Origin of the sequence: Segetibacter koreensis DSM 18137 (assembly GCF_000374045.1) — a bacterium.
Taxonomy (GTDB): domain Bacteria; phylum Bacteroidota; class Bacteroidia; order Chitinophagales; family Chitinophagaceae; genus Segetibacter; species Segetibacter koreensis.
Window position 1 is genome coordinate 325,045 of the sequence record NZ_KB893348.1, and the last position, 19,076, is coordinate 344,120.

Annotated in this window: 10 protein-coding genes; 5 read left to right on the plus strand and 5 right to left on the minus strand. The window is 37.5% G+C overall.

The window, feature by feature from the left end; genetic code table 11:
- The first annotated feature begins 26 nt into the window (after nucleotides 1-26).
- Nucleotides 27-878, plus strand: coding sequence for a hypothetical protein (locus B154_RS0120850; protein ID WP_018616307.1), 852 nt, complete (start codon nucleotides 27-29; stop codon nucleotides 876-878).
- 131 nt (nucleotides 879-1,009) lie between these two features.
- Here B154_RS0120850 and B154_RS30940 read toward each other — a convergent pair whose 3' ends face one another.
- Both B154_RS30940 and B154_RS30945 read right to left on the minus strand, forming a co-directional pair.
- A complete protein-coding gene (locus B154_RS30940; RefSeq protein WP_018616308.1) occupies nucleotides 1,010-3,298 on the minus strand; it encodes a M4 family metallopeptidase in 2,289 nt (762 codons plus the stop codon).
- Nucleotides 3,299-3,342: 44 nt separating this feature from the next.
- The gene (locus B154_RS30945; protein WP_157580898.1) at nucleotides 3,343-4,431 is read right to left on the minus strand and encodes a hypothetical protein; all 1,089 of its coding nucleotides are present in this window, start codon (nucleotides 4,429-4,431) and stop codon (nucleotides 3,343-3,345) included.
- 592 nt (nucleotides 4,432-5,023) lie between these two features.
- Between B154_RS30945 and secA the strand changes: the two genes are divergently transcribed.
- Nucleotides 5,024-8,359 (plus strand): preprotein translocase subunit SecA, encoded by a 3,336-nt coding sequence (secA, locus tag B154_RS0120870; RefSeq protein WP_018616311.1) that lies wholly within the window; start codon nucleotides 5,024-5,026, stop codon nucleotides 8,357-8,359.
- 176 nt (nucleotides 8,360-8,535) lie between these two features.
- Here the strand turns inward: secA and B154_RS0120875 are convergent, their stop codons facing one another.
- The 3 genes from B154_RS0120875 to tyrS form a co-directional block, all read right to left on the minus strand.
- Nucleotides 8,536-8,733: a hypothetical protein gene (locus B154_RS0120875; RefSeq protein ID WP_018616312.1), complete on the minus strand. Its 198-nt coding sequence runs from the start codon at nucleotides 8,731-8,733 to the stop codon at nucleotides 8,536-8,538.
- A 46-nt stretch (nucleotides 8,734-8,779) separates the two neighbouring features.
- Nucleotides 8,780-10,273, minus strand: coding sequence for an ArnT family glycosyltransferase (locus tag B154_RS0120880; RefSeq protein WP_157580899.1), 1,494 nt, complete (start codon nucleotides 10,271-10,273; stop codon nucleotides 8,780-8,782).
- 202 nt (nucleotides 10,274-10,475) lie between these two features.
- The gene (gene tyrS / locus B154_RS0120885) at nucleotides 10,476-11,762 is read right to left on the minus strand and encodes a tyrosine--tRNA ligase (RefSeq protein ID WP_018616314.1); all 1,287 of its coding nucleotides are present in this window, start codon (nucleotides 11,760-11,762) and stop codon (nucleotides 10,476-10,478) included.
- Nucleotides 11,763-12,116: 354 nt separating this feature from the next.
- Between tyrS and B154_RS0120890 the strand changes: the two genes are divergently transcribed.
- The 3 genes from B154_RS0120890 (at nucleotide 12,117) to B154_RS0120900 (ending at nucleotide 18,992) form a co-directional block, all read left to right on the plus strand.
- Entirely contained in the window at nucleotides 12,117-13,220 is a 1,104-nt protein-coding gene (locus B154_RS0120890; protein ID WP_018616315.1) for a putative type IX sorting system protein PorV2, read from the plus strand.
- Between the two features lie 33 nt (nucleotides 13,221-13,253).
- Entirely contained in the window at nucleotides 13,254-18,359 is a 5,106-nt protein-coding gene (porU2, locus tag B154_RS0120895; protein ID WP_018616316.1) for a putative type IX secretion system sortase PorU2, read from the plus strand.
- A 255-nt stretch (nucleotides 18,360-18,614) separates the two neighbouring features.
- Complete coding sequence (locus tag B154_RS0120900; RefSeq protein WP_018616317.1) at nucleotides 18,615-18,992, plus strand: RDD family protein; 378 nt, start codon at nucleotides 18,615-18,617, stop codon at nucleotides 18,990-18,992.
- Nucleotides 18,993-19,076: the final 84 nt, after the last annotated feature.

Consider the following 19,076-nt stretch of genomic DNA (forward strand, 5'->3'; position numbering starts at 1 on the left):
TGTTTCTTTTCTTTTTGTTCCTTTTTATGACAATTGATAAAAATAAAGTCGCTTTACTGGTGCATAGTTGCGACCGGTACGAATTTTTATATAAAGGCTTTGAATTTTTCTTTTCGCGCCATTGGAATTTTGACATTCCCTGTAACTATTATTTTGCCACAGAAGAAAAAAGGGTAACGATTGATGGTTTTCAAAATATTCAATCAGGAAAAGGGCAATGGACAGACAGGCTTTCTATCTTATTAAAGAAAATTCCTGAAAATTATATTCTTTACTTTCAGGAAGACATGTGGCTTAATAAAGATGTTAATACAAACTTCTTCACACAACTTTTTGAGCTGACGATACGCGAGAATTGGCAACAGGTGAAGCTGCACAGTTCTGAGGTTTATAAGACGATACCTACTTCATTTTTTATAGAAGGTTTTAACATTGCACAGTTAGATAATGCTGCCTCAGACTATCTGATGTCTCACCAGGTCACTTTATGGAATAAGAACTTTTTAATGGAGCAAATTAAAAAAAGCGAGCATCCGTGGCGAAATGAAAGACGAGGGACAAAAAGATTGAAGAAATTAAATGTCGGTATTTTTCACGCAGATTATTTTGCGGAAAATGGAAAGCCAGAGATTAATACAAACAACCATCCTATAGGCAGAAGTGAGTATCAGACGATCTCTGTAAATGGTACACTAAACGATAATGTTTTGCCCTTTATTACTGTTTTAGAGAATGGTAATAGCAATGAAAAACAATATGCAGAAAAGCTTTGTTTTCATTATGAGCACCAGCTGACACATGATGGACTACCAAAACCCCGGAAAGAAGATTTTTTTAAAAAGCTTAAAAAGTGGGTATTTAATAGAGGGAAAATGTAATTGTAAATCTCCTGTTATTTAGTTTGAGATGTGTGAGGTTTTGTCGTATCTACCATTTTCCGTAACCCTACTTTTATAAATACGACAAAACCATCTTCAAGAGCAATTCCAAACCAAAATGCTCATATTATTTACATTTTGACTATTTTTTTAACAGTTTTTACATCTCCCACATTTATTTCGACCATGTAAACACCCTTTGCAAGATTTGAACAATCAAAAGATATTTTATTGAAGCCTTTTGAAACATTCACACCTTGTTTTTCTTTCACTTTTACTCCTACAGAATTATAAATAATTACCCGTGCTCTTTCATTCTGCTTCGAATTGATTGAAAGGTAAAAAGCAGAAAGAACCGGATTTGGATTAATAGTAATACTGTTAAAGGTGGTTGTTGTTGGCATTGAAGGTGTTGGTTCATTCACCACGGGTTTGTCAAGTCCTTTCTCCGCATCGCTCATGATAGTATTGTGGTTAGGATTTCTCCATCTTGTGGAAGAGCAAGGTTCAAGATAGGCGACAAAATTTGAACCATTATCAGCCTTGAAACCTGGAGAAAGAATTACCCGATCACGGGCAGTAAAGTAGACTGTTGTGTTGCCTGGAGTAATTTCTGTAATACATCCATTTGCTGCAGTTAACTCTGAGATTGCCTGAATAAATGTTCCCGACGCCGGATAAGTACCGCAAACATTAAAAGCAAATTGGGGCGACTGTGATTCAACGCCGACTGCATGCCATGCATCGCCTACAGCGATTATTTCTGCTGAACATTGGCCATATAAGTCCCAAGCTGCTTCCAGTGTTGCTTTTCTTGCATCTATGTATTGTGAAGATGAGCTCAGGTAAACCGATAATGCGCGATACGCAATTTCCCTTGCCTTAAAACGATTAATGCCTGTAACACTATAAGAATTTCCAAGATCATTAGTTCCACTGCCACCTTCTGACAAAAGATAAAACCACCGGTTTTGTACACCACTATTCGTATGCACTCCACAGTTATCATTGGTTACGCCAGGGGTGCAGCCTGAAGTAGAAAACCAGTTAGTGCCAAGATAAGTATCTGGCTGTCCAAAGGCCTTAGGATTAATGAAACTTCTTATAGCACCTCTGTCACCACCGACAAGGTAATCGCAATTGCCTTCCGTCCAGCTTTCAACCATTTCCCCAAAAATATCACTGAAAGACTCGTTTAATCCACCAGATTCCTTTTGGTAAGCAAGACTGGCAGTAGCTTGTGTAACACCATGTGTAAACTCGTGACCCATCAGGTCATCGGTATTCCAGTCATCGGTGGCAGCGGAAGTACTACCAGCCCCGAAAATTGCATTGTTACCAAAGCATCCCCAACAAGCATTGTTTACTCCGCCACCAGCGTAATTTGCATTATTATAAGCAATAAGATCACCTGCCACATTATCCCAGCTTGTACGACTATGCGCGCCAATATAATAACTGTAAGTCATAGCTGCCCCAAATTGTGCCTGAACGGCGGATTGTTGAGATGTGGCTGTCCACGCATTGTCGGCGTCAGAATACAAGTTGTTTGCCGGTCCGCCTCCATTACAGTCATATATATAAAAGTTGGTTGCCTGGCAGTCGTTGTGTGAAAAATAGAAATTAGTTAATGTGGTATTAATACTAACTGTACCATTAAAAGCCGAAGTGCCGGAGCCGCCGGAGCAATTCATAGCAATATCAGTGTGATAAATAACCTGTCCGGTAATAGCATCTACAAAAACACTTTTTGGGGTAACATTGTTATCATCAGTATAGATCTTAAAACTCCAGGCAAGTTTATAATCTGAGGCAAGGAAAGTGGCGTTATAATTACCCGGTGCAAAAACTAATTCACCTTTGGGATAGTAAGAGGCATTTTGATTTTTTTCCTGGCGTTTCAATTCCTTTTCCATCTCGCTGTTTTGCCATAAATACTTTTTAGCTTTCATAAACTGCAAGGCATTAGCAAGCGCTTGTTTTTCAGTTAGTCGTGGGTTATTACTTAGATTGAGTCCTTTAATAATTCGTCCGTTAGCTGATTTTACAAAATTGTCGGGTTGCTGATGGACAAGAAATTCGCCATACAAAACCTTCAGGTTTTTATAATATTGCTGGTAACGATAATTCTTAAAACCCAGATCATCTTTATCTTGTTTGGTAAGAGTCATGTTATCATTGGCCGATAACTCAAAGGCATCTTTTAAATCTGTAAAAATTGTAGAAGGTTTAATAGTTGTTCCTTCTCTAAAATCAATCCAGTTAGGAGTGCTTTGAGGTTTTGCAAGTATTTCTAGTTTAGGATGAAGTTGAGGCGTGCTAATTTGTGCAATAACATTGTAACAAGGTAATACTGAGAGTAGCATTATTAATAATGCAATTGTAACTAAATATATGAGTCGAAATATTTTACTTTTCATAGCATTTACGTTTTAATTGTTAAACATGATGTGGTATGAAAAGATTACTTCACAAGTTTAGTTAACTCTTCTATTTTTTGTTCTAGTAACTTTATTTTATTGTTCAGCTTAATTATATACAGTGTATTTTCTTCAACCTTTTCCATTGTTTTAGTTTGCATTTTCCCTAGTGCAAGACCATTTTTATTTATTTTGTCTGCAGAAGCTATACCCGGCAGGTGTTTGTTTTTCTTAATGTAATCATCAACTGACTCTAATGAAAGAAGCGGGTAATCTTTTTCGAAAACATAATCTGCCCAACCTGTTTCTACCCTGACTTCTTTTGCCTGAACTGTTCCATTTACTGATAATTTATAAGCAGGGTTAGCTGTACCAATACCAACATTATTATTATCAGCAATTATCATGGTCATTCCATAATTTGTTGATAAAAAAATTGGGTAACCGGGGTTCGAACCTATCACCATTCCGTTGGTAAAAGGTGCGTAAGGAGCATGTGTCCAGGATTTTATATAACCATAGCCTAAGTTGTTTTCATCATAAAATCCAATTAATGGATTACGTCCGGATAATTTCAGTATGTTCGTATTATCATTACTTTCAACAGACGAACTCTTAACTTCAAGTTTATATTCAGGAGTAGTGGTGCCAATACCAACATTATTGTTATCAGCAACTACCATGGTTGCTCCATAGTTAGTTGATAAAAAAATCGGATAACCAGGAGTGGAACCGATAACGAGGCCATTAGTAAACGGTGCGTATGGTGCATTTGTCCACGATTTTATATAGCCGTTAGCAAAATTATTTTCGTTACTAAGCAACAGCACGGGATTACGACCTGTCAATTTCAACACATTAGTATTATTATTTGATTCAATAACTGAACTTTTAATTTCTAACTTATACCCAGGGTTAGTCGTACCAATACCAACATTGCCAGAAGCATTTATTCTTATTCTCTCAATGTTATTGGTAACTATTCTTAAGTTCTGTGCATTGGTCGTGCCGAGTTTGGACGAGCCATTTGTATTATTATTGCCGGTCAATCTCCAATAGGGCAGGGAGTTTTGGCCTAAAGAGGCAATTAATAGAAAAGACATCGCTGCTGTGAGTAGAAAAATCTTTTTCATAATAGTAGTTAGTTTAAATAGAAAAAATAAATAGCCTTATTTACTGAAAACACAGATTATTCTATAATCAGTATCTTTCGGAGGTTGCAATACCAGATGTGACAGATGCAGTAACTGCTGAAGAAGTTCATAAACACTTATGATAAATAACCCAGCTAAACTTCATTTCCAATTCCGGCCAATTAGAATTTAATAAGAAAGAAAAAATATTGTAAGTAACGAGCCCAATTACGACTAAGAAAAGAATTACAATCTTACATTATAGGATAGCGATTGATAAAGGGTGACTAAAGAAGAAAAACTATCGCCAAATAACATCTAAAGTTAATATTTATATTCTACAATCTATATTGTTTTGTTGATTTCTTTCATTTATACGTTTTAAACCTGCACCTCTGTTTGAAATAGTTTCAAAAACTCATATTTATGTCTAAAAATATTAACACTACTCCCTTTCTCGTCTTTTCGTTCGTCTCGAACTCATTTGTTAACTTTGCTTTCCTGTCAAATTGACTAATTAAAACAATTAGCATCAAATTTGACAAAAAGAATTTTTTAATAAGAATTTATACCAATACCCAACGCATACATTATGTTAGGTTTTATATCAAAATTATTTGGTGGAAGCAAATCTCAGAAAGATGTGAAGATGTTGCTTCCGATAGTAGAAAAGACAAATGAATTTTTTAATCGATATCAATCGTTAAGCAATGATGAACTTCGTGGCAAAACCATTGAATTTAAACAACGGATAGCAGATCATCTGAAAGAGATTGATACCGAAATAGAAAATCTCGGAAAAGAAGCCGATGCTTTATCTGTTGATGATATTGGTGGTCGCGATAGTATTTTCCAAGACATTGACAAATTAAAAAAACAACGTAATGAAAAAATAGAAGAGGCACTTAGCGAAATACAGCCTGAAGCTTTTGCGGTAGTAAAAGAAACTGCACGTCGCTTTACTAATAATACTGAAATTATAGCGAAAGCAACTGATTTTGATCGTGAACTAAGTGTGAGTAAACCACACATCCGAATAGAAGGCGACAATGTTATTTATAGTAACACCTGGAACGCTGCAGGAAATACTGTTACCTGGAATATGGTACATTATGACGTGCAGCTGATTGGAGGCTCTGTTTTACACGAGGGAAAGATAGCAGAAATGGCCACAGGTGAAGGTAAAACACTTGTGTCAACTCTGCCAGCCTACCTTAATGCATTGGCTGGCGAAGGCGTGCATATTGTAACGGTAAATGATTACCTGGCAAGAAGAGACAGTGAGTGGAACGGAACAATATTTGAATTTCTGGGACTTAGAGTTGACTGTATCGACAAGCATCAACCAAATACCCCTGAGCGCAGAAGGGCGTACCATGCCGATATTACCTACGGCACTAATAATGAATTTGGTTTTGATTACCTGAGAGATAATATGGTGCATACTCCCGACGAAATGGTGCAGCGCAAACATCATTTTGCCATGGTGGATGAGGTGGATAGCGTGTTGATCGACGACGCAAGAACACCTCTAATTATCAGTGGACCTATACCTCGCGGAGATGAGCAGGAATATCATCTTTTAAAGCCAAGAGTGTTGCAACTGATAGAGGCTCAAAAAAGAGTAACTAACCAGTTTTTAAATGAAGCGAAGAAAAAATTTGCAGAAGGAAACGATGACCCAAAGGATGGCGGACTTGCATTGATGAGAGCATCGCGCGGTTTACCTAAAACGAGTGCGCTTATAAAATTTTTAAGTGAGCCCGGTGTACGTACAAAACTGCAAAAGATAGAAAATTATTATCTCGCTGACCAGCAGCGCGAAATGCCAAAGGTCGATGAGGAATTGTATTTTTATATAGATGAAAAAAATAATTCCGTTGAGTTGACTGACAATGGCATCCAGATGATTACAAAAAGCGGTGAAGATCCTAACTTCTTCATACTTCCTGATATAAGTATTCAGCTAAATGCAATTGACACCGATGATACCCTAACCCCTGACGAGAAACTTCATCAAAAAGAAGCTATACTGAATGACTACTCTTTAAAAGCTGACCGAATTCACACTGTACAGCAATTGTTGAAAGCATACACTTTGTTTGAAAAAGACGTAGAATATGTAGTCATTGAAGGTGCGGTAAAAATAGTGGATGAGCAAACTGGCCGTATTATGGAAGGCCGGCGATATAGTGATGGTTTGCACCAGGCAATTGAGGCAAAAGAAGATGTAAAAATTGAAGCTGCCACTCAAACGTACGCGACGGTCACCTTGCAAAACTATTTTCGTATGTACCACAAGTTGGCGGGTATGACAGGTACTGCGGAAACAGAAGCAGCAGAGCTTTGGGACATTTATAAACTGGATGTTGTTACTATTCCGACCAACATGCCCATGATTCGTAAAGATGAGCAAGATCTCGTATTTAAGACGAAGAGAGAAAAATACAAGGCAGTAATTGAGGAAATAGAAAAGCATCGGAATGCAGGTCGTCCATTACTGGTGGGTACTACAAGTGTTGAGGTGAGTGAATTGCTTAGCAGAATGTTGAAGCAGAAACAAATTCCGCACAATGTATTGAATGCAAAGCAACATGCCAGGGAAGCACAAGTAGTTGCGGAAGCAGGTCTGGCAGGTAATGTTACCATCGCAACCAACATGGCTGGTCGTGGTACCGATATTAAACTTGGACCAGGCGTTAAAGAAGCAGGTGGTCTGGCCATTCTTGGTACCGAAAGACATGAAAGCCGTCGTGTAGACAGGCAGTTACGTGGTCGTGCAGGTCGCCAGGGAGATCCAGGTTCAAGTATTTTCTTTGTTTCTCTTGAAGATGACTTAATGCGTATGTTTGGTAGCGAACGTATAGCTAAGGTGATGGACTTCGCCGGATATAAAGAAGGGGAAGTTATACAGCATAGTATGATTACCAAGAGCATTGAAAGAGCTCAGCGGAAAGTGGAAGAAAACAACTTTGGTATTCGTAAGCGGCTGCTTGAGTATGATGACGTAATGAACAAGCAGCGTACTGTTATATATACTAAACGCAGCCATGCTTTGTTTGGAGAAAGGCTTGCCCTTGATTTAGATAACGGATTTTATTCCGTTTCAGAAGGATTAATTAACACGTTTAAACAGCAGGAAGATTTTGAAGGTTTCCGTATGGCTGTGATTGTGAACTTTGGCATCGATACATCTATTACACAGGATGAGCTTTATAAAATAAATGAAAGGGAGCTTACTGAAAGATTGTATCAGGAAGCTATTTCAAATTACCATGCTAAAAAAGCTGAAGTAGCAACAAATGCTTTACCTGTATTTAAAAACATTCGCGAACAACAGGGACGTCATATTGAAAATGTAGTTGTTCCTTTTACAGATGGCCGTAAAGGAATGCAGGTAGTTGCCAATCTTGATAAGACACTCGAAAGTAACGGGTACGAACTGACCCAGGCTCTTGAGAGAAATGTAGCATTAAGTCTTATTGATGATGCATGGAAAGAGCACCTCAGAGCAATGGATGATTTGAAACAGAGTGTTCAGACTGCATCTTACGAACAAAAAGATCCGCTGGTAATTTATAAGATGGAAGCCTTTGGATTATTTAAAAAATTAGATGAGCAGATAAACAGGGACATCATTTCTTTCTTATGTCACGCAGGTATACCGGTAGAACAAGAGCAAGCTCCGGAAAGGGTAATTCACGAAGGCAGGGAACAAAAAACCGACATGAGCAAAATGAGGGTGAACAAAGATGCAATTGACGCTGCCGGCCAGGATTATGCTGCTAATGAAAACGATTATTTCGATCCTACCGCTACAGCTGTTAAGCAACAGCCAATTGTTGTAGGTCCAAAAGTTGGCAGAAACGACCCTTGCCCGTGCGGCAGCGGCAAGAAGTACAAGAACTGCCATGGTAAGGATGTTTAACTTAGTAGAACAAAAAATATAGCAGATGAGGACTATCTGCAGAAATAAAATATTTTCGAGCAAAAGGGTGTTTAGAAATAAACGTCCTCTTGTTTTTTAATAAGAGCTATTAATCGCCTCAATCCAGCAGTTGTCTGTTTTTCTATGAATTATCCAAGGCAGTCAATTTAATTTAATTAACGAATTGTGTCCATGCTATCTTTATCTAACTTGTCTTTTAGGCGTTTAATTGTAGCTCCTGCGCTGTCGACTGTTTTTTTGACTGTTTTTTGCAATTTATCTCCCGCTTCATCTAGTTTTCTTTCATCAACTTTACCGTTATTGCAGGCGAAGCAAAAGAGAGTTACGAAAATTAATAAAGTATTTTTTCTCACTGTTTTTATAAAAAGTTTACAATTTTCCTGCCATTAGAAAAATGAGTTAATGACTATAGCCGTTATTTAAATGATAGCCTTTTAACCTGAAAATAAAATACGTCTTACAAACAACCCCGCTTCTATAAATTGGTATGGCTAACGGAGAAGAAATACTGGAGAAGTCTTCTTTTAGTTGAGTTATATCTTCCTGTTTGTATAGATTAGAGGGTATGATAAAATAAGCCGCATCCCCCTGTTTTAAGGGTCTCTTGTATTGGTTAAGCCAATGATATTGATGTAAATCAAATAGTTTTCCAATTGCGTAAGTTTGTTGACGAGTTAAAGTAGCTATATAAAAATCTATGTGAGCAGCCGGGAACCACTTGTTGACGATAATTGAAGCATTGCGAGGCATTATATTTTCGCTAGTATCTCTTTTGTATACTGAATCTATCAGTACTGCGGCATGCTTCCAGCCATACATTTCTAAGGTAGGGTCACCATCTCCGATTTTTTCACCAGATTTTTCGGGAGACAAAGTTCCAGGGAAAAAGTTGATTATAAGTATTCCTAAAAGCGAGATTATTACAATAAACGTTAATGATGATTTTAAAATTTTACCACTAGCTGAAACTGATGTTAACCTAATAGCTGAGAAAATAACGAGATTGCTATAAGCAGGTCCGGACCAATGCGGAAGCGTATCTTTAAATAATGATATTATTAGCAGCATCCCAATCAGGGGAAGGCTGCAGCATAATAATAAACGGTTTTCATTTCTGTAACTGGTAAGATTCCCTTTCCAAATCCACCAGATCGTACTTATTGCATAAAAGAAGTTAATAGGATTGTTATAAAAAATTTCTCCTGCTAGCTCTCTCGCAAATCCATCTATGTGAATCGCCGATCCTGATAAGCTTACTCTGCTGCCATGATAGGAATAGGTAACAAAGTTGTTTTGTATATTCCAAATGATAATGGGAGAGATGATAATTAAAGTAATAGCAATAGATAAATAAATATTTTTATTTCTTAACCAGCTTTTATTGAAACCAACTGCATAAACTGCTACACCTAACCAAATAAAAATGCCGTGCAGTTTGCACATAATACATAGACCCGCAGTAAGGCCAAACAATAGCCATAGCTTTTGATTGTATAAATCATCAATCGGCAACTTTACAATCTGTACTAATAACAAAATACTCAATAACCAAAACACCATTTGAGGACTGTCTGGCAAAATAAAAGTTCCGGCTATAATACTGCTATAAATGGAAGCTGTGTATAATAACGCTGCATACCAACCAGCTTGCGAGTCTTTAATAACAGTTGCTATTTTATAAATAAGAAACGTGCAAATAGCAGAAGATATAACGGCTCCTAAGCGTACAAAAAGTTCGGTATGCAATAAAAGATTAGCGGTTGTTAGTCTTATAAGCCAGCCAACCATTGGAGGATGATCAAAATAATTCCATTGAAGATGCTGCGCATAGGTCCAATAATAGGCTTCATCATTACCGAGCTCTACAGTACTTGCTACAATCAATCTCAACACTGTAGCAGTCGTTATGAGCCAAGATATTTTTTTCGGGTACTTCACGTTATTATAAAGTTAGTACCAGTATTTCAACTAAGACATGAACCAAAAAATACAATGATTTACTTTGATTATATTTTTTTGAATTCGTTTAGATGTCTGAATGGAAATAAAAAAAGCAACTATTATTATTAGTTGCTTCATAACGATATCAATCAGCTTAAACAGCTTTTATAAGATAATAATTTGTTTTTCCTTTTTGAACGAATAAATACTTATTATGTATGAACGAGGACAAATCAATTTTAGCAGATACATCTGACACTTTTTGTTTATTAAGACTTATCCCATTTCCCTGCACCATTTTTCTGGCTTCACCTTTACTGGCAAAAACGGCGGTTTCAGCAAGGAAAGTAACAATGTCTGGGCTTTCGGCAGTTATTTTTTCTCTACTTATTTCTACAGCGGGAACACCAGTAAGTGTCGCATCAAGTTCGTCGTGGGAAAGGGTGGCAATAATTTGCAAGGTCTCTTTGCTAAATAAAAGATCAGTTGCCTGTATGGCTTTTGCAAGTGCATCTCGTCCATGAACAAATGCAGTTATTTCTTCTGCAAGCTTTTTTTGCAGTTTTCGCTGATATTCATTTCCCTTATGCTGTACCAATATCTCATTCACTTCTTCCGGACTTAAAAAAGTAAATATTTTTATATAACGAGCCGCATCTTCATCTGAAGTATTTAACCAAAACTGGTAAAATTCGTACGGAGAAGTTCTTGAGCTATCGAGCCATACATTGCCTTTTTCACTTTTTCCAAATTTACTTCCATCCGCTTTGGTTATTAGAGGGCAGGTAAATGCAAAGGCTTCTCCGCCTGCTTTACGGCGAATCAGTTCAGTACCCGTAACAATATTACCCCACTGGTCGCTGCCACCCATCTGCAGTTTGCAATTTTTGTGTTTGTACAGGTAATAAAAATCGTAGCCCTGAACCAATTGATAAGTAAATTCAGTAAAGCTCATACCCGTTTCGCCTTCCAGTCTTTTCTTTACACTGTCTTTAGCCATCATGTAGTTAACAGTGATGTGCTTACCGACGTCGCGAATGAAATTGAGAAAAGAAAAGTTTTTGAACCAGTCGAAGTTATTGGCAATTTCTGCAGCGTTTGGTCTTGTAGTATTAAAATCAAGAAATTGTTCAAGTTGTTTTTTTACACCCGCCACATTTTGCTGAAGAACTTCTTCGCTCAGCAAGTTTCTTTCTTCACTTTTTCCGCTAGGATCGCCTACCATGCCCGTTGCTCCGCCTACAAGAGCTATTGGCTTATGTCCGGCTTTTTGCAGGTGAACCAATAACAATATTGGAACAAGACTTCCAATATGCAAGCTGTCGGCAGTAGGATCAAAACCTATGTAAGCCGTAGTCATTTCTTTTAGTAACTGCTCTTCGGTTCCAGGCATCATGTCCTGGATCATTCCCCGCCAACGTAGTTCATCTATCAGGTTCATGTATTTTTAGTGCTTTCGGGCAAAAGTAAAATTTATATGTCGATTATAATAGATTGGTGTTTTAACCGTTACATAATATTCCTTTACAGTATTGCGAATGAGTGAAACTGAATGCGATTCATTTAAATGAATTAATAATTAAATGTGATCTATTATAAACGGTAAGTGGGCCGAGTGGAAAGATGCAGTACAAGGGAGTGACAACGATGTTGAAAAAATGTACTGTTGGTATGGTGATCAATTACTTAAAAAAATCTTTTAGGAGTAATTGAAATTATATTTTATTCGATTTAAATAAAAATTAGATATATCTGTTATTTTTATTAATCATTATTGATTTTGTAACTTTTGTAAATGAATCTAAAAAAACTAATTGTTTGTGCGATTGCTTTAATTGCGTGCGTGAATGTATCGGGGCAATTTAGAAAATACTCAAACGAATTTTTAAATATTGGAGCCGGTGCCCGGGGGCTTGGAATGGGTGGTGCGCAGGTAGCTTCTGTAAATGATGGAACCGCAGGTTACTGGAACGCTGCAGGGCTGGTTGGGGTTAAAGATTATCCGTCACTAAATGTAATGCATGCAGAATACTTTGCGGGCATTGGTAAATACGATTATGCCAGCATAGCAGTACCATTGCATGACGAAAAAAGAGTAGTGGCACTTTCTCTTTTACGTTTTGCAGTCGATGATATTCCGAATACATTATTCCTGGTTGAACCAGATGGTTCTATAAATTATAATAATATAAGCAGTTTTTCTTCTGCAGATTATGCTTTTTTGTTATCGTATGCCCAGAAAGTAAAAGATGAGGACGATGAGAAGCTAAGCTTTGGTGGTAACGTAAAAATAATATACCGAAAGGTAGGTTCATTTGCTACAGCATGGGGGTTTGGCCTCGATGCCGGAATACAGTATAAAATAAATAACTGGCAGTTTGGATTAGCTGCACGAGACATAACTACTACCTTCAATGCATGGTCTTTTTCTTTTACCGAGCAGGAAAAACAGGTTTTGTACCTTACCAAAAACGACATTCCGGTAAAATCTACGGAGCTTACTGCACCAAGATTGATAGCAGGTGCAGCACATATTTTTCCTTTCAACGATAAATTTAGTCTAACTGCAGAGGCAAACCTTGATCTGACTTTTGATGGGCGCAGAAACACTGTAGTTAGTAGTAAGGTTGTCAATATAGACCCACATGTTGGGTTTGAAGCGAGTTATCAAAACAGCATTTTCTTTCGGGCGGGTGTCTCTAATTTTCAAAGAGCGTTATCAGACGGTGATACCCTTAATCAAAAAAAAGTATGGATATTTCAACCTGCAATAGGCGCAGGTTTCAAAATAAAAAATGTAAGAATAGATTATGCCTTTACAAACCTTGCAAATCAATCAAACCCTTTGTATACACACATTTTTTCATTAAAACTTGATCTAAGGAAAAACAACGAATAAAGGAAGCATAGCAGTTATACAATTTAAAAAAGCATGAAAAGATTTTTTGTCTTTATTGTTCTGATCTTTATAACCTCTGTTGCAATATGCCAGTCTTATTACAACGAGTGGATTGATTACAATAAGACTTATTATAAGTTTAAAGTTGGCTCAACAGGTTTGTACCGCATAAATAGCAGTGACTTAAACACAATAGGTTTGGCGAATGAAGCTGCTCAAAGTTTTCAGTTATGGCGAAATGGTAAAGAAGTGCCATTGTATACCAGTGCGGTTTCAGGAGCTTTAGGTGTTGAGGGCTACCTGGAATTTTGGGGCGAAAAAAATGATGGTGTACCCGACAGGGATTTGTATAAGATTGAAGCCAATCAGCTATCGGACAGAGAAAGCCTTTTAACGGATACCGCCGCCTTTTTTTTAACGATTAATCCAGCAGGAAATAATTTGCGTTTTTTAGCGACGGCAAATAACGTAGCCGGAAATACAATTCCTGCAGAGCCTTGGTTTATGTTTTCCGCAAGGAATAATTTTAAAAATCGCATTAATAGGGGAATGGCGCTGGTGGCGGGAAGTGAATATGTGTATTCAAGCACTTACGACCAGGGAGAAATGTGGTCAAGCCAGGATATTTATCCCGCTTCACCTCTTTCAATCAGCTTTACTAATTTACATGTTGCTTCAAGCGGTCCTGCAGCCATATTTAGCATGTCAGTAGCAGGAAATGCACCGAATCAGCGAGATTATACTGCAGACCTTAATAGTACACAAATAATAGCAAAAAAGATTAGTTCTTTTGAAGCGAGAATCGATAATAATCTATCTGTTCCACTGTCTGCCTTGGCCTCAAGCAATGCTACTATTAAAATTTCAAATAAAAGTGGCAACGTTAATGACAGGATTGTATGTGGCTTTGTTGAATTAAGCTATCCGCGCCAGTTTAATTTTGATAACCAATCAACTTTTGCTTTTTCTCTTGCTGCTTCTGTATCATCAAAATACCTTGAAATTTCCAATTTCAATTCTGCCGCCGGCTCGCCGGTTTTATATGACCTAACAAATTTTAGAAGATACGTAGCGGATGTTTCCGCGCAAGGAAAAATACGGTTTGTGGTATTACCTTCTTCTGCACCCGCAAACTTCGTTATAGTTTCACAAGCTGTAACTACAGCAACAGCAGTAACAGCATTTCAACGCAGAACTTTTACAGACTTTCGAATTCCTGCTAACCAGGGAGATTACCTCATAATTACACATCCGTCTTTACAAACACCTTATTCAGGTGCTAACCAGGTTGACCAATACCGTGCCTATAGAAGCTCTGTACCGGGCGGTAGTTTTAATGCCAAAATCTACGATGTTGAGCAGTTGACTGATCAGTTTGGTTATGGCATAAAGAAGAACCCTATGGGAATTCGAAATTTTCTTCGTTTTGCGAGAACGAGCTTTTCGGTTGCTCCTAAATATGCTTTCCTAATTGGGAGGGGCTTAACATACGCAGAGTACAGGGAAAATGAGTTAAATCCAAACTCAGACAGGCTCAACCTGGTTCCGACATTTGGCTATCCTGCTTCTGACATACTACTTGCTTCTAACAGTCTCGATCCTGTAATGAATACGCTTATCAGCCGCATTTCTGTTTTGTACCCGAGGGAACTGGCAGACTATTTAGATAAGGTGAAACAATATGAACAGGCTCAACAAAATACTTCCCAAACAATTGAAAGCAAGGCATGGATGAAAAATGTTGTGCACGTTGTGGGTGCTAACGATGCCAACCTCGATCTTAGTTTGTCTTCATTTATGAGAAATTATGAGTCTATTATTGAAGATACTCTATATGGAGCTACTGTTACCAATTTCAATAAAACCACTACAGGTCCTGTTACTCCAATAGTTAATAGTTTAATGAGCCAGCTTTTTCAGCAAGGGATAAGCTTGTTAAATTATTTTGGTCACTCTTCCGCTTCTTCGCTCGATTACAACCTTGATGATCCTGCTGCTTATAATAATACTGGCAAATATCCAATGTTTCTAGTTGGCGGCTGCAATGCAGGAAATCTATATTCTTTTGATACTTCCAGGTTCTCAGTGTTAGGCACATTGTCTGAAAGGTATGTACTGGCAAAAAATAAAGGAGCAATAGGTTTTATAGCAAGCACTCACTTTGGTATTGATACTTATCTTGATTATTATAATCGTAATTTGTACAGATCTATAGGTGTTACAGGTTATGGAAAAAGCATAACTTATAATATGAATGAAGCTATTAAGGCAATGAATTCATTTTATGGAACTGATAATATCGGTGGTAGATTACATGCTGAAGAAACTACTCTTGATGGAGATCCTGCCCTCAAAATGAACAGCTTTCCTCAACCTGATTTTGTGGTAGAAGAGCCACAGATACGAGTTGTTCCCAATATCCTTTCTGTTGCTGATAATAAGTTTACAGTAAAAGTACAGGTTTACAATATTGGTAAAGCTGCCGGTGATTCTGTGTCACTTCAGGTTAAACACATCTACCCCAATGGTACAGACACTTTGATATTCAACAAAAAGATTAGGTCAATAAGATATATCGATTCTGTTTCTATAGAAGTGCCAATTGTTAGTAATAGAGACAAGGGAGAAAACAAAATATCAGTATCTGTTGATGTTGATAATAAGTATGCCGAAATAAATGAGCTGAATAATACATCTTCAAAAACATTTACCATTTTTGAAGATGAACTGACCCCTGTTTATCCTTATAATTTTTCTATAGTAAATCATAGCAATATTAAGCTTTCAGCAAGCACTGCAAACCCTTTGGTACAAAGCAGGGAATACCTGATGGAAATGGATACTACCGAGCTATTTAATTCTCCTTTTAAAGTAAACCGCAATACTACGTCTGTCGGTGGCCTAATAGAATTTGATCCTGGGGTTTCATTTACCGACAGCACCGTTTACTATTGGAGAGTTGCACCTGCCACTTCAGGTGCCATTCGGTGGAATACTTCCTCTTTTGTTTATTTGGCAGGAAGTAGTACTGGTTTTAACCAATCTCATTTTTTCCAGCATACAAAATCTTCAACTAAAAATATCGAGATAGATAGTTCATCCCGCAAATGGAAATTTAGCCGTCAGCCTAACACACTGACAATCGTTAACTCAATCTTTCCTGTTAGTGGCGATGAGGATAGTCACTTCAGCATATCAGTAAATGGAATTTTAGAAACGCAAAGTGCTTGTTTAGGACATTCTGTAATTTTTAATGTATTTGATCCCATTACTTTAAAGCCGCTTTACAACCAGGCAGCACCATCTGTTGTGCGATCTGGTGAGTTAGGCGGGTTTATGAAAAGTGCCCCTTATTGCAAACCGACAAGAGAATTTAATTTTGAGTTCTCATACATGGATACTTCAGGAAGAAGGAAAATGCGCGATTTTATTGATTGGATACCTGCCGGGTATTATGTGACCGCAAGACTAATTCTCGATGCACCTTATGATAAAAACCCTTTTGTGGGTGTATGGAAAAACGATGCTCAGGTTTATGGAGCAGGAAATACTTTGTATGATAGGTTAAAAACCTCAGGTTTTTCAGATATAGACTCTTATACCTATCCACGTACCTGGGCTTTTATCTATAGAAAAAATAATCCATCTTTTCAGCCCGTATCAAAAATGAGTAATGGCTTATCTGATAGGATAACGCTCAATACTACCATTTATGTGCCTTCTTCAGCAGGCACCATAACTTCTCCGCAATTTGGTCCTGCTAAAGCATGGAAACAGGTACAGTGGCGTGGATCAAGTGTCGAGAGCAGGCCTCGTGATGTTTATTCTGTAAACGTTATCGGCATTACATCTACAGGTAGGGAGGATACGCTGTACACTCTTCAGCCTAACCAGCAGGATTTTAGTCTGACCAATGTAAATCCTCTGCAGTATCCATATATAAGACTAAGTATGAAAAACCAGGATTTAGATACGGCTGCCCTTACTCCGTACCAGTTACGGTACTGGCGGTTATTGTATGATCCTGTTCCCGAAGGTGCAATTGCCCCAAATATTAACTATCGTGCAAAAGATACGCTTGAAGTTGGTGAAAGAATGGATTTTTCAGTCGCTTTTAAAAATATAGCAGATGCTGCATTTCCCGACAGTCTAAAAGTAAAAATGGTATTGTTTGATAAAAATAATGTGCAGACTATTATTCCTGTGCCTAATCATAAAAACCTTAAGCCTGGTGATACTACAAATATCAGTTACCCTATAGATACCAAAACCCTTGCCGGCAACAACACTTTATATATAGATGTTAATCCTGATAATGCTCAGCCTGAACAGTATCATTTTAATAATTTCCTGTATAAAAACTTTTTTGTAAAAGGTGATACTTACAATCCATTAATGGATGTAACATTTGACGGAGTGCATATTTTAAATGGCGATATAGTATCAGCAAGACCTAAGATTGTCATTAAACTAAAGGACGAATCAAAATATCTTGCCCTTGACGATACCTCGCTGACAACTGTTTTTGTTCGCTATCCCGGTAATAACGGAGCAACGGTTCGTTATGCGTTTGGAACCGATACCGTCAGGTTTATTCCTGCCGATCTTTCTACAGGTAAAAATGAAGCAACTATTGAGTTTAGTCCCGCTTTTTTGCAAGATAGCGAAGGAGATTTTTATGAACTGATAGTAAAGGCAAAAGATAAAAGTGGCAACTCTGCAGGAAACATAGAGTACAGAGTAAGTTTCCAAGTGTATAATAAGCCGATGATCTCAAACATGTTCAATTATCCAAATCCGTTTACTACTTCCACTGCATTTGTCTTTACTGTTACCGGCAGTGATGTGCCTCAAAACATTCGTATACAAATAATGACTATTACAGGAAAGATTGTAAAAGAAATAACAAAGCTGGAATTAGGGCCTCTGCATATAGGTAGAAATATTACCGAATACAAATGGGACGGAACAGACCAGTACGGGCAGCGACTGGCAAATGGCGTTTACCTGTACAGGGTCATTACAAATCTTAATGGAGCTTCGCTGGATAAGTTTAATACACTTGATGCAAATGGCGATAAGGTCGATACAGATAAGTTTTTCAATAAAGGATATGGAAAAATGTATTTAATGCGATAGGTGAAGGGCAGTCAGTCTAATGGCTTTATTACCAGATTATGATATGCATATATAATTACAATGCTGAATGTAGTTTAAGTTGCATCACATTCTTTCTGTATCTTCTAAAGGTCGGCCTTCATCATTAATTTATATCAGTTACATCTGCGTTTCTTTTCATGATATCTTTGCCTACACCTTTTTTATTCTTACTTATACAAAAATCATTTATTAAAATTGATATTGAGGTGACAATTTATCAAAAACAAGATTTACATGAAGGAAGCTGGCGTTGGTACACGAGTTATAAACTTTTTGGTAGATACATTCCTTATTTTTTTATTGTCTTTTGGCTTGTTTAAGTGGTATAGCTTTTACGTTATGTATTGGGAATATACATATTTTCCTTTCTACATCTTTTTTGATGCGACTATTGTTATTTACTATACAGTTTTTGAATTGATCTGGAGCAGAACGCCGGGAAAATGGCTTTCGATGTCAAAAGTCAGAAACGTAGCGGGCGGAAGACCCAAGTGGTACCAGGTTGTATTAAGGTCAATACTTCGATTAACAATTATTGATTGCTTTTTCATTCCTTTTTTAGACCGGACTTTACATGACGCTCTTAGTAAAACCCGTGTAGTTGAGGCTTAGGTTGGGTAATGCTAAAAGAAATTGTGGTGATAGCAGTGTTGTTTACAACATAAATATTAAAAGTGACGCCAGATGTATGAGCGA

What these genes read in the sequence shown, in the direction of transcription:
- B154_RS0120850 (WP_018616307.1), top strand. Translation starts at nt 27, where the DNA reads ATGACAATTGATAAAAATAAAGTCGCTTTACTGGTGCATAGTTGCGAC.
- B154_RS30940 (WP_018616308.1), bottom strand. Translation starts at nt 3,298, where the DNA reads ATGAAAAGTAAAATATTTCGACTCATATATTTAGTTACAATTGCATTA.
- B154_RS30945 (WP_157580898.1), bottom strand. Translation starts at nt 4,431, where the DNA reads ATGAAAAAGATTTTTCTACTCACAGCAGCGATGTCTTTTCTATTAATT.
- secA (WP_018616311.1), top strand. Translation starts at nt 5,024, where the DNA reads ATGTTAGGTTTTATATCAAAATTATTTGGTGGAAGCAAATCTCAGAAA.
- tyrS (WP_018616314.1), bottom strand. Translation starts at nt 11,762, where the DNA reads ATGAACCTGATAGATGAACTACGTTGGCGGGGAATGATCCAGGACATG.
- B154_RS0120890 (WP_018616315.1), top strand. Translation starts at nt 12,117, where the DNA reads ATGAATCTAAAAAAACTAATTGTTTGTGCGATTGCTTTAATTGCGTGC.
- porU2 (WP_018616316.1), top strand. Translation starts at nt 13,254, where the DNA reads ATGAAAAGATTTTTTGTCTTTATTGTTCTGATCTTTATAACCTCTGTT.
- B154_RS0120900 (WP_018616317.1), top strand. Translation starts at nt 18,615, where the DNA reads ATGAAGGAAGCTGGCGTTGGTACACGAGTTATAAACTTTTTGGTAGAT.